The organism is Enterobacter sp. RIT637 (genome assembly GCF_019718755.1).
Taxonomy (GTDB): Bacteria; Pseudomonadota; Gammaproteobacteria; order Enterobacterales; family Enterobacteriaceae; genus Enterobacter.
The window spans coordinates 1-507 of the sequence record NZ_JAIHAZ010000216.1 but is presented as its reverse complement, the minus strand read 5'-3'; the positions used below and the strand labels follow the sequence as shown (position 1 = coordinate 507).

The 507-nt window shown below is 48.9% G+C and carries 1 pseudogene; it reads right to left on the bottom strand.

What is annotated here, in order from left to right:
- A pseudogene (locus tag K5E19_RS24095) lies at positions 1–507 on the bottom strand (phage tail protein); the annotation flags it as partial.

The following is a 507-nucleotide window of genomic DNA, read 5'->3' as shown; positions in this document are numbered from 1 at the left end:
TATCTGACCAGTGAATGAAAATGTTGTGGTGTTCCAGTACCCCATAACTTTTGAATTCGCCCACAGGTCGACCTGACCATCCTTAGAGCTACGCAGCCCGGAGTCGTTATCACCAATATTTAAAGCGGCAGAGCCAACCGCGCCAACCTGTAGAGGACCGTTAACTATTGCGGATTTCCCCTGGGTAGGGTTCAGGTTAACCGTGCCGTCAGAGTTTAAAATAATGCTGTGGTTTGCCCCTTTGTAATTAAGAAGCGTGACGTTAGCATTCGTTGTTGAACCTGCGCCCACATACCAGTGGTTAGTATTAGAAGAGTCATAACAAATGATATAGCTGGCATAACCCGCCGTTTTCGGCTGTAACCTGATAGCCTCGCCATCAACATTCATGATGAGCCTACCCGTCATAGTGTCGCTGCTTTTGTTCACCGCACCAATATCAGCCGGGGATGGTTTATTGGCCGCGTCATACTGCTTAACCCATCCAGACCACGTCCCGCTGTAGAG